Annotated in this window: 10 protein-coding genes; 6 read left to right on the forward strand and 4 right to left on the reverse strand. The window is 39.9% G+C overall.

The genetic code is table 11. From position 1 onward, the window contains the following. Positions 1-21 precede the first annotated feature (21 nt). Both V7K67_RS31900 and V7K67_RS31905 read right to left on the reverse strand, forming a co-directional pair. A complete protein-coding gene (locus tag V7K67_RS31900) occupies positions 22-711 on the reverse strand; it encodes a Uma2 family endonuclease (RefSeq protein WP_334729806.1) in 690 nt (229 codons plus the stop codon). Positions 712-863: 152 nt separating this feature from the next. After that, a complete protein-coding gene (locus tag V7K67_RS31905) occupies positions 864-2,207 on the reverse strand; it encodes an Nramp family divalent metal transporter (RefSeq protein ID WP_334729807.1) in 1,344 nt (447 codons plus the stop codon). A gap of 248 nt (positions 2,208-2,455) precedes the next feature. Between V7K67_RS31905 and V7K67_RS31910 the strand changes: the two genes are divergently transcribed. From V7K67_RS31910 to V7K67_RS31930, 5 genes are all read left to right on the forward strand, one after another. Then, positions 2,456-4,444: a heavy metal translocating P-type ATPase gene (locus V7K67_RS31910; RefSeq protein WP_335170003.1), complete on the forward strand. Its 1,989-nt coding sequence runs from the start codon at positions 2,456-2,458 to the stop codon at positions 4,442-4,444. A gap of 189 nt (positions 4,445-4,633) precedes the next feature. Next, entirely contained in the window at positions 4,634-5,338 is a 705-nt protein-coding gene (locus tag V7K67_RS31915; protein ID WP_334729809.1) for a hypothetical protein, read from the forward strand. A gap of 291 nt (positions 5,339-5,629) precedes the next feature. Further along, on the forward strand, positions 5,630-6,010 hold the full coding sequence (locus V7K67_RS31920) for a hypothetical protein (RefSeq protein WP_334729810.1): 381 nt from the start codon (positions 5,630-5,632) through the stop codon (positions 6,008-6,010). A 78-nt stretch (positions 6,011-6,088) separates the two neighbouring features. After that, positions 6,089-6,388, forward strand: a complete 300-nt coding sequence (locus V7K67_RS31925; protein ID WP_334729811.1) for a hypothetical protein — start codon at positions 6,089-6,091, stop codon at positions 6,386-6,388. A 97-nt stretch (positions 6,389-6,485) separates the two neighbouring features. Continuing rightward, the gene (locus V7K67_RS31930; protein WP_334729812.1) at positions 6,486-6,731 is read left to right on the forward strand and encodes a hypothetical protein; all 246 of its coding nucleotides are present in this window, start codon (positions 6,486-6,488) and stop codon (positions 6,729-6,731) included. A gap of 292 nt (positions 6,732-7,023) precedes the next feature. Here the strand turns inward: V7K67_RS31930 and V7K67_RS31935 are convergent, their stop codons facing one another. Then, positions 7,024-8,112, reverse strand: coding sequence for an aromatic ring-hydroxylating dioxygenase subunit alpha (locus V7K67_RS31935; protein WP_334707799.1), 1,089 nt, complete (start codon positions 8,110-8,112; stop codon positions 7,024-7,026). Between the two features lie 719 nt (positions 8,113-8,831). Between V7K67_RS31935 and V7K67_RS31940 the strand changes: the two genes are divergently transcribed. Next, positions 8,832-9,257: a heavy metal-responsive transcriptional regulator gene (locus V7K67_RS31940; RefSeq protein ID WP_335170006.1), complete on the forward strand. Its 426-nt coding sequence runs from the start codon at positions 8,832-8,834 to the stop codon at positions 9,255-9,257. 658 nt (positions 9,258-9,915) lie between these two features. Here V7K67_RS31940 and V7K67_RS31945 read toward each other — a convergent pair. Then, positions 9,916-11,280, reverse strand: a complete 1,365-nt coding sequence (locus V7K67_RS31945) for an S-layer homology domain-containing protein (protein WP_334729815.1) — start codon at positions 11,278-11,280, stop codon at positions 9,916-9,918. Positions 11,281-12,020 lie beyond the last annotated feature (740 nt).

Raw genomic sequence — 12,020 nt, forward strand, 5'->3', positions numbered from 1 at the left:
GACTTACACATTTAGAACGGGTTAATAACTACCCAATTTCTTGATAAAATCCCCATGTTCAGCAGACTGCAAACCTGTTTGTAAAACCTTCAACACACCCTGCATATTCCCTGCTAATAACTCTGTTGCAGCTAACCACAACCCTGGAAATACCCGACTTCGCAAAACGCCTTCATTATCAGGTATTAATTCCAGATATTCACCCTGTTCCAGAGAAAACCAAGTCAATTTTTGGTCTAAAACTTGCCAAACAATATATTCTTTGACACCGTTACGACGATAAGCCTGTTTTTTGCCATGAAGATCGATAGCCGCACTACTAGCAGCAATTTCCACAACTAATTCTGGCGCACCTTCAATATAATCATCTTCACTCAGCCGCGTTTGACCACCTGCTTTCGGTTCAATCAACAGAACGGCATCGGGTTGAGGTTCGTTATCTAAGTCTAAGCGGACGGTAGGTTCAATTCCCAACGCTACACCAGGAGTTGCAGCTTCGTAAGTACCAAGGCATGTCAAAATCCAACCATGCGGTTGACCGTGACTTCGGAAACGCAGAGCAGCTGGCATAATATAGACAATCCCTTCGATTAATTCAGCTTTTTTCAGGTTAGGGGTGCCGTTATAGCGACGCTCAAATTCGTAGCGGGTGAGTTTGTCGCCATTTTCCAAAAGAGGAATTGTCAAAGGCTGGGAGGGTGTTTTCACCATAATTGTTGTACTGAAAATGAGCTTGTGTACATCCTAGCGCTGCGAACCGCTATAAATATTCTAGCTAGTACTTGTAAATAGCCATAGGACTTACGCAAAATAATGAAAAAACGAACCGCCAAGGACGCAAAGGACGCAGAGAAATAAGAGTTTTAGAGAGTTATTGCGTAAGTCCTAAGCCAGATTGAAATAGTTTGCAATAATAGCCAAGCATTTAAGCTACCAATCACAATTGCTACTAACCACGATAAACTTTTCAGCCACCAAGGATTGACAAATTCACCCATTAAGTGACGATTACTCGTAAATATGACCAAAGGCACTACCGCAAACGATAGCTGTAAACTTAAGATCACTTGACTGAAAATTAGTAAGCCACCTGTACTTTTTTCTCCCAAAAGAATAATTGAAATTAATGCTGGGATAATGGCAATTGATCTAGTTAATAATCTACGTAGCCAAGGTTTTAGACGCAGATTTAAAAATCCTTCCATGACGATTTGTCCTGCTAAGGTGGCAGTCAAGGTTGAACTTTGTCCAGAAGCAAGTAATGCCAAGCCAAAAATAGCGCTGGCGGCATTCACACCCAATAAGGGAGAGAGCAATTTATAAGCATCTTGAATTTCTGCAACATCCCGATAACCAGAAAAATGAAAAGTTGCCGCAGCAATAATCAAAATTGCTGAGTTGATAAATAAGGCAAAACATAAAGCAAGTGTAGAATCGATTGTGCCAAACTTAATCGCTTCCCATTTCTTTTCGGATGTTGATTCCCAATCTCGCGTCTGCACGATTGATGAGTGCAGATACAAGTTGTGTGGCATCACTGTTGCCCCCAAAATACCAATAGCAATGTAGAGCATTTCTGGATTTTGTACAATTTCTATTTTGGGAACATATCCTAATAAAACTCCGCCCAAATCAGGACGCGAAAAAATGATTTCTGCTGCAAAGCAGATGCCTACAGTTGCTACTAACAAGATTACCAAAGCTTCTGTATAGCGAAAGCCTTTGTTTTGTAGCAGTAATAATACAATTACATCTAGTGCTGTTATACACACGCCCCAACTCAGGGGAATGCCAAAAAGTAGTTGCAGCGCGATCGCACTTCCCAAAACTTCTGCTAAGTCACAGGCTGCGATCGCTATTTCACAAAGTACCCATAACCCGAAATTGACACGGGGGCTGAAATTATCTCGACAAGCCTGCGCTAAATCTTGCCCCGTTGCTACTCCCAACCGCACACACAGAGATTGCATTAAAATCGCCATCAAGTTGGAAAGCATAATCACCGCTAGCAACGCATAACCAAATTTAGCCCCACCAGCTAAGTCAGTTGCCCAGTTACCAGGGTCCATATACCCTACAGATACGAGATATCCTGGTCCTCCATAAGCCAACATCTTGCGCCAGAAGCTTTTGGTGTTAGGAATTTTAATGCTGCGGTGAACTTCAGGTAGGCTGGGCTTCCTGGCTGGCTGTTCTGGGAAGGGCATTTGTTTGTACTCTCAATTTTTCATAATTCTCTCATAATTATAGGAAACACTGACAAGAATAACTACTGTCGCAAGACTATAAATTTTAATATCCACTAAATATTAATAGAAAGATTTAACAAGAAACCTAAATATTGTATTGATATAGATTCTCGTTCTTAAATTATCAACTTGTAAAAACTTCTTTTTTTAATTACATTTGAATAAAGGCTAATATATCCAATAAGTTACTAGTCTCCATAGAAAAAATGAAGCAGAAAGTACATTCAGAATCTTCAGATTGTTGCAACTGTCAACACGATCGTCACGAGAATCATAACCATGTTCATAATCACAATCATGATGAGAATCATAACCATGACCACAATCACGGTGGAGAATTCAATCTGAAAAATGAGGTATTGCCTTTAGTTGTGATTTTAAGTTTATATGCGCCTGGTGTAATTTTTGAAACTCAATTACACAATACGCTTTATTCAATAGGTGAATATCTACTTTTTATCCCTGCCTATTTATTAAGTGGATGGAGTGTGTTAAAAACTGCTGGGCGTAATATCCTCAGAGGCAGAGTATTTGATGAAACATTTTTGATGACAGTAGCGACATTAGGGGCGATCGCAATTCATAAATTACCTGAAGCTGTCGGAGTAATGTTATTTTATAAAATTGGAGAATTGTTCCAAGATATTGCTGTCAGTCGTTCCCGTAATTCGATCAAAGCATTATTGGAAGTCCGCCCAGATTATGCCAATCTACAAATAGAGGGAGAACTCAAGAAAGTATCACCAGAAACAGTAAACATTGGGGATATTATCGTTGTTAGACCTGGAGAAAAGATTCCCTTAGATGGCGAAATTATCGATGGCAATTCGCAAGTTGATACATCTGCCTTAACTGGAGAATCTGTACCGCGAACAGTCAGGTTAGGTGAGACAGTTTTGGCTGGGATGATCAATAAAATAGGTGTTCTCAGCATTAAAGTCACAAAACTCTTTGATGAATCTTCCATTGCCAAGATTTTAGACTTGGTGCAAAATGCCAAAAGTAAAAAAGCAGAAACGGAAAAGTTTATTACTAAATTTGCCCGATATTATACACCAATCGTAGTTTTTACATCTCTAGCAGTTGCAATATTACCTCCTTTATTCATCTCTGGGGCAACTTCTTCCCAATGGGTTTATCGTGCCCTAATTTTACTAGTTATTTCCTGTCCGTGTGGACTCGTTATCAGTATTCCATTAGGTTACTTTGGAGGTGTGGGAGGTGCGGCTAGACGTGGTATTTTGGTTAAAGGTTCTACTTTTTTAGATACTTTAAATGCAGTCAATACAGTTGTTTTTGATAAAACGGGAACATTAACTAAAGGGGTATTCAAAGTAGCCAAAATAGTACCATTAAATGGCTGGAATGAACAAGAATTACTGCAATTAGCTGCCAAAGTCGAATCACACTCAAATCATCCCATTGCCCAATCTATCCGCAAAGCCTATGGTGAAAAAATCGATGAATTTGAGGTGAGAGATTATGAAGAGATCGCAGGTTATGGAATTCGAGCCAAGGTTGAAAATAGGGTAGTGATAGCGGGAAGCGATCGCCTACTCCACAGAGAGAATATTGTTCACGATAATTGCCAGTTAGAGGGAACAGTTATTCATCTTGCTGTGGATGATATTTATGCAGGATATATTGTCATTGCTGATGAACTCAAAGAAGATGCAAGACTTGCTATTCAAGCACTCAAACGGATGGGTGTAGAGAGAACAGTAATGTTAACAGGAGATAATCAAGCGATCGCTTCTCGGATTGCTGAACAGCTTGGCATAGATACCTACGAAGCAGAGTTATTACCAGAAGAAAAAGTTAATGCCATTGAGAAATTACTCAGCACTGCTGGCAAGCATGGTAAAGTTGCCTTTGTTGGCGATGGTATTAATGATGCGCCAGTGATTGCTAGAGCGGATGTTGGTATGGCAATGGGTGGGTTAGGCTCAGATGCCGCGATCGAAACTGCCGATATTGTAATCATGACAGATGCACCGTTAAAAGTGGCAGAAGCAATACAAATTGCCAGAAAAACAAGGCAAATTGTTTGGCAAAATATTGGCTTTGCTTTAGCAATTAAAGCTGTATTTATTGGATTGGGTATTTTTGGTATAGCGACAATGTGGGAAGCTGTCTTTGCTGATGTCGGAGTAGCTTTACTGGCAATTTTAAACGCAACTAGAGCAATGAAATAAAACAGGAGTCAGAATACTCTACCCATAACGCTATCATCCACTCGTACAGAATTCATACTGAATTCTGACTCCTGAGTTCTGAATTCTTCTTATAAAATTTTTGAGAAATCGGGAATATGTAATTGAGAAATTGTAGTGATTAAACTATGAATGCTTCTCACTCATAAACTGCTACCCAAAATAGAACCTATGAATTCATCAATCAAAGGCATTGCTACAGCTACTTTAGCTTTACTGATTAACTATTCAGCAAACCCAGCCTTTGCACTACCCCAGAAAATCAATCATCCAAGTACTGTTGCTACGCAAGCGTCAAAAGATATCTTGATTGTTCCTGGCGAACGAGTGGGGCCGATAACACGCACAACCACCAAGCAAGATTTAGTAAAGCTGTTTGGTGCATCCCGTCTCGTTGATAAAACCATTTCTGGTGCTGAAGGAATAGGTACTTTTGCAGCTACTCAGTTAAACCTAAATCAGGGGCGATGTCTAACGACAAGCTGCTCCGCATCTACGCTCTTGGTAGTTTGGAGTGATAATACTCGTACCAAACCTCTAGATGTGCGTAACCTGGGTTCAGCTTGGAAAACCCGCGAAGGTATTGGAGTAGGAACACCGTTAAGTGAGTTACGCAAGAAATTAGGTAATTTTAAACTCTATGGATTGGAGTGGGATTACGGCGGTACTATCTTGCTGGATAGTAGCAAATTATCCCGCTATCAAGGAAAACTCATTTTACGAGTAGATACTGCTCCCAATGCTTCTGAAAAGTTCCCCAATGACTACCAATCAGTGTTAGGAGATAGTACTTTTTCCTCCACCAATCCCCATTGGAAACCTTTGGGAATTAGGCTAACAGAAATTATCGTTGTATTGAATCCTAGTGAGCAATGATCGGCTGCTAAACATCTAATTTGCTGGCTTAGACAAAAGCGGACTATCTAAACCAGATTTTATACTAGGTCTGGAAGTGGTAAATTACTTTTATAAGAAACTACATAAGTTACATCTATCGTCAGAATGATGCTTCAGCTATTGAAACAAAAGGCGATCGCACTCAACAATCACATCAAGAAAAAGGCTAACGTTGCCCATTCATAGACATCGCACCCCTCACAAGTAATATCAGGCGATCGCTCCTGCTGCTACGGTAAAATTGATAAATAAAGAAAAAATGTCTTAAGTATGACTACAGATAGGTTAGATAGAATTGAGGAGATTCTAGCGCAAACTACAGCTTTAGCACAAGCTAATGCAGCTGAGAATGCTTCACTGCGTTCAAGTGTTGGGGAACTGCGCTCAAGTGTTGGGGAACTAAGCTCAAGTGTTGGGGAACTGCGCTCAAGTGTTGGGGAACTAAGCTCAAGTGTTGGGGAACTGCGCTCAAGTGTTGGGGAACTAAGCTCAACAGTCAATTCACTAGTCCAGATAGTTGAAGTCCATCAGCGTAATCATGAAGTATCTCAACGCAACTTTGAGGTAATTATGTCTGAGATTAGAGGGTTGAGAACTGAAAGTCAACGCATCTTAGAACATTTATTTGGTAGAGAAGAAAACCGCGAATGATGGCATAAAGGATGACAAACCAAACTTTTACCAACGAATAAAGATGGCTATGCACGTATTCTTGATATTTTAGTTTACTTGTTTGACCAAGTACCCAAAATAGCATCAGGGCCGCAGCACCCGTTTGTCAATAAAGTGCTAGATTTGGGCGATAACTTTCCCCTTTGTTATTACACTGGTGGAAGTAAATTTTTATCTGGTGAAGCAGCAACTATGGAAACTAGTCCAGTTTCTACTAGCTTAACTCCTGGACAACGACGGCGATCGCAACAAAAACTAGACGCACTTCAGGCAGAATTTGACATCCGCAGCGAGAAGTTTAAGCAGATGAAGAAAGCTGTAGCTATTCCCGCATTTCTCACAAGTTTGAAATGCTGATGGGCAGAGGGGCAGAGGGGCGGAGGGGCGGAGGGGATTGAACTTGGCACATTGAACTCTCCTCTGCTCCTCTGCTCCCCTGCACAGGCTTTGAGCATTGGTGAGAAATCCGGGTATTGAGGCTGGTACGGCAGTTAAGTTTCAATTAGAACAGCAAAAGAGGCAAAATTGGCATATCTTAACGATGAACTGGATAAACTTGAGTCTATATTACAATCATGAGACTTATGTAAATATACAGTTATTTGGCGCATATAAATTAAGATTTACCCACCCAGAAAACAAGGAAAATAGAGATATTCAGTTAATCGGTGTTGGTTTATACTATTTAAAGTTTTTGTAGTCGTTATACTCATAACTTAGGTTCTACCTGGGAATTAGGAAGTGGCTTTGCCACTTCTTTTTATTTATTTGGTAGCCCAGTAAAAAATAAATTAAAAGTTAAAAGTAACTTGATTGAGCCTTTAAACTTTATCGTTATATTATTTTACAAAATACCTGCTAAACGTACATTGGTAAGGGCATACATCTGTACACCCCTACAAACGATTAATTGTTGCAAAGATTGTTGACAATGGTATGAGATCGTGTCTGTTTAATTGGCCAGACGGAATTCTGGTCATATAAACATGATGTTAGTCATTACTCATTGTATCTTGCCATCTCTCACGCTTGGGCTTGCTCTCAATATCGTGCGATCGCGCTTCTTTCCAAGTGCCCCACATGAGGGATTGCTGTTTTTCAACATGGTTAATAAACTGCATGATTGAGTGATCTGCTTTGATGGGAGTTTTCAAATTAAACTGAATTGTTTTGACAATCTTGATGTCACCCATAAGAAAGTACTTACCTGTAATCTTGGTTAGCCATAGCACAACTCGATTGTATAACCAACCAAAAATTCCTTTACGTTTCTTAGCGATCAACATGATTTGACCTTCAGTTTTTCCGCCTTCGTGGAGGCGAACTGCAAACAGCATGTGGACATGGAAGAAATCGGGGCCAACTGTCACAATGCCAATGCTACCGTACCAATAGCAAATACTGTAAGTTATGGCATTTTTGTAGAAAAGACGGATGAGCTTAATTAAAAAAGAATTGTCTTTGATGGGTGTAGTGTTACTGAAGATAATAGCATTCTCGTTAAGTTCCTGTCTTTCAAAAATAATTTCTACTGGCAATTTGTGAACTGTATTGAGGTGTTGAGCATCAATGGCATTAATCATCACTACGTTGGGGTGACAGTTCATCACAAAGTGAGAATGGATGGTGAAATCACACTCTTTTTGTTCCAACTCTGGAACAAAAGGTAAGGGTTGTTGTGGTATTTCTCCAGTCCAAACCCAAATCATCCCATACTTCTCAGCAGTCGGCCAAGTTTGTAATTTCAAAGAAGGGGGTGTATCTAAACATGGAATATCAATACACATCCCCTCAGCATCAAACTTCCAATGGTGGAAAAAACAACGTAGTGCATTACCTTCAACTTTGCCTTCAGCAAGGTGAGCGCCCATGTGTGGACAGTAGGCATCAAAAGTAGCTACTCTTTTATCTTTACCACGGTAAATTACTAATTCTCTACCCAAAATCGTAACAGGTTTTACTTCACCCACCCGTAGATTTTGAGAGGGTATTACCCAATACCATCCCTCAATAAAACGCTCTGGATTATTGAAAATTTTAGGTTTACGGATTGAGCTAGAAGTTTGCGAGTTGAGATTCATTTTTATGGTTTCACTTCAAGTGAAGCAGTTGATCTAGAAGTAACATAGGAACTCAAAAAAAACAGTTACTTTCAGTACCATGAGAAACCGCTACCCAATAAATGGATAAAAGTTAGAACGTAAAATATTGAGAAAATATTAGTAAAAATGTTAAAACTTGGTAAAATTTCTAATTAGAGAAAAAAATAAAACAGAATTCAGAATTCAGAATACTCTACCCATAAAGGGATAGAGTTTTAAGGTGAGAATATTTTAATTTTTTTGCCCACCAGGGGCGAAAGCGCGTAGCGGGGCGTTCGCGGTAGCGTCTCTAAGAGTTGTACGGTTTTAACCAATAGACATCTCCAGAAATTAAATATGCGTTATCCAGAGTCCTTGTAGAGACGTAGCAGTGCTACGTCTCTACATTCATTTTCACCAGATGTCTTCGCGTTAGCGTCTCTGAAAGAGAAGGCTTTACGCTGCGCTATCACCCACTCGTACAGAATTCAGTATGAATTCTGACTCCTGAGTTCTGAATTCTTCTTATAAATTCTGATGTCAATATTTTGCTAAACTCTCAAACAACTTAATAGACTTCTTGTAAAAGTCAGGAAAAGGGGAAATTTTTGTATTTTACCCTTTCCCTTTTCTTGCAAAAGTGCTTTTTGCACTTTTGCAAGAGGTCTAACGTCTATCAAAACATGTAATAATAATTACAAGAATTGGGAAAATATATCATGTTAACTCAAGATAAAAAACTGCTTTTAATTGGTCAGGTAACAGATTTAACCGGAATACCCATTAGGACAATTCGTTATTACGAGAGTTTAGGCTTAATCAATTCATTAAGACGAACAGAAGGGGGCTTTCGTCAGTTTTCATTAGATGTGCTAACTCGTCTAACATTCATTAAAAGGGCACAAAATCTTGGTCTTAGCCTAGAAGAGATTGGCAATATTCTTCAGGTTTATGACCAAGGGCAGACTCCCTGTGGTGAAATCAAAGAAAAACTTGAAGAGAAGGTCTTGCAGATTGATTGCCAAATCGATCAGTTATTAACTTTACGCTCTGAAATCAAGGGATTACTTTCAGGCTGGAAAAATATCAGCGACCATCATGAGGATACAATTTGTCCGATCATTCAAAACATTCCTCGGTGCTGAGTGCTTGATTATTCAAGATTTTATTTGTTCTTCGGTCAATTTTATGGAGAATTAATAGTGAAATACCAATTTAATAAATTGCTGCGTTCTTTTCGGTTTTACCTGATTTTCAGCATAATTTTAAGTACTATTATGGGTTACTGTACCGATCCGGGAAAATTCTCCGCTAAGGGACTTCCAGACTCCCAGAGCAAAAATATCACATCGTTTTGATGACCGAAATAGGGTATAGGGGATGGCACGAATGGTACGCTTGAAAACGTGAAACCCTTGTCAGAATTGGGTATAGGGGAAAAGCTTTGGATGTTTTGTATTCTTCGTTCGGTTCTTAGTCTTGACCATGCAAACCCTACCCCCTTACACCTAAAAGCCTTGTAAATTATGGATTTGCCAAAAACAAGCGTGCGATTGACTCAGACCCATTTTCTCCCCCTCATTTCCACGGCAGTTCTTGATGGGGTCATTTCACAAAGCTTTGTGCCCCTACCAAAAGCCTAGTACAACACGGCGTAAATAAACCACCCATTTAAAATAGCCAGAAAGCTTACAAAATAAGCATTCTTTCTTTTTACTTTTGCCTTTTTACTTTTGCCTTCTTGTACTAGGGTGTTGAATTGAGCGAAACTATTGCATTTTGGCGTTGGCGTACCGCTTTTGTTTATCTGCTGAAGTCGCTATTTAACGTTAAAGTTAAGTCGCTATTAGGATTAATTACAACGACTTGATTCGTAGAAGTGGGATCAACAATGCCGCCAATTGTAGCGCCAGCCGCAGCGCCGCCGATAACTTTTCCAGCAGTGATAGTGCGATTACCAGTGATGCCGGAAATTCCAGTGGCGGCAGCAGCCCCAATTGCAGTATCTCTCAAAGTCGAGAGAACGTTACGATTTTGATTAGCGCCGACGGCTGTACCAATGGCAGTACCAGTTAAGACTTTGCCAAGTGTAATATGCTTGTTACCAGTGATGCCAGAAATTCCGGCGGCGGCGGCGGAGCCGACAGCAGCATCTTGGAGAATAGCTGTGATGTTAGGACTACGTACATCTTGTGTAGTTGTGATTGGACGCGAAGAGGCATTAATTGGAAACTGCTGACCATTGATAATCAGTTGACTAGCGACAAATTGAGAACCACCGTCTACAGGTTGCAATTGACCAACAACTTGGCTACCAGCAGGAATAGTTAGAGTTCTCTGATTATTTTTGATATCAGTTGCGACTGTCAGTGTTAGAGGTGCAGTTTCCTTGGGACTAACAACGATTTTCTTGGCATCCAGATATTTAACAGGAATAGAAGTTCCAGAGTTAAGTAGGGCAGTGATTGAGGAGCCAGTAGCATCTGCAATATACTGCCCAGGAATAGTAGAGGTTTGTCCAGAGGTTGTTAAAGCTTGACATAAAAAAGCTGAGACTTCAGCACGACTAGCTAATTGATTAGGTCTAAGGGACTTAACATCAGGATAATCTACAACCAGACGTTTTTCAGTAGCAGCAGCAATACCACTCTGAGCATAAGTAGGAATAGAACTGGCATCAGCAAAGTTTGCAGTTAGGGTGGTAGTCGGAGACTGAGTGGGAGAGTAATTTAAGCCACTAGCTAAAGCGACGAGAACTTGAGCGCGAGGAATATTTTGAGTAGGATTAAAAATCTGACCAGGGTAGCCGGACAAGAAGCCTGTCTGGTTGGCTGTTGCAATCGCATTATGGGCCCAGTAATTGCTGGGGACATCTGCGAATTGAACTGGATTACGACTCTTTTGTGCATTTGGGAAAGCCTTACCAATCATGGCGGCAAACTCAGAGCGGGTTACAGAGGCATTGGGACGGAAAGTACCATCTGGGTAACCACTGATAATTCCTTGTTGAGCCAGTTGGGCAATACATGATTGTGACCAATTGCCTTGAACATCAGTAAATGTCGATTGAGCAAATGTGGGACTGGCAATAACCAAAGGTGCGAATGCACTAAAAGTTATTTGTAGTAACAAAGATAAGGCAGTTCTCGACTGAGATATTTTCGTCATTGTAATGATTGACCCCAATGAAAAGTATTTTCTCTTATTTGCAGTTGCTAATGAAGATCAAATATTACAGTGTTTTTTTCTGTAATATTTCAATCCATGTACAATATACTAGTCTGAAATTAAACAGAAAAGTTCCACAAGAGTCAGTACAGCCGAGAAAAGTAGTTGAGGATGTTATCGAACAGAATTCAGGAGTCAGAATACAATAAAGTTATTCTGTACGACACAACGGCTGGCTCTGTTACCACTGGCGGAAACTTATTGGGGCAGTGACAAAAAAGTAGATATGACATGAGTAGCAAAACATCCAAGGTCGGTGTCATTGGCGCAGGGAATGTGGGTGCAGACGTAGCAAATGCTTTAGTGCTACTCCGTAAAAGAAATGCTTAACTCAACCATGTTGACTTATCGGCTGGTCAAATCAGTGTCTTCCTTACCCTCAAGGTATTAATTCTTCTTGTTTTCTCAAAACAAGTGACCGTACAGTTAATATTCCCATTGCAAACCATCTCTAAAGTTTTAATTTTCAATGAAGATGTATGGAAAATAACTACGATTTTGAGGAAATAGGTCAGAATGGGAAAACTAAATCTTAAAGTCAGTGCCCTTTCATACAAACATTGTCAGATTGCGGCATGGTTTCTGGTGAAATTAGTCTTTAATATTTTAAAGCTGAAAACATCACTATAAAATGTAAATAAAAATACTAGTGATTAAGTATATTAAAGCTTTAGCATCCT

This window comes from Nostoc sp., from assembly GCF_036917155.1.
Classification (GTDB): Bacteria; Cyanobacteriota; Cyanobacteriia; order Cyanobacteriales; family Nostocaceae; genus Nostoc.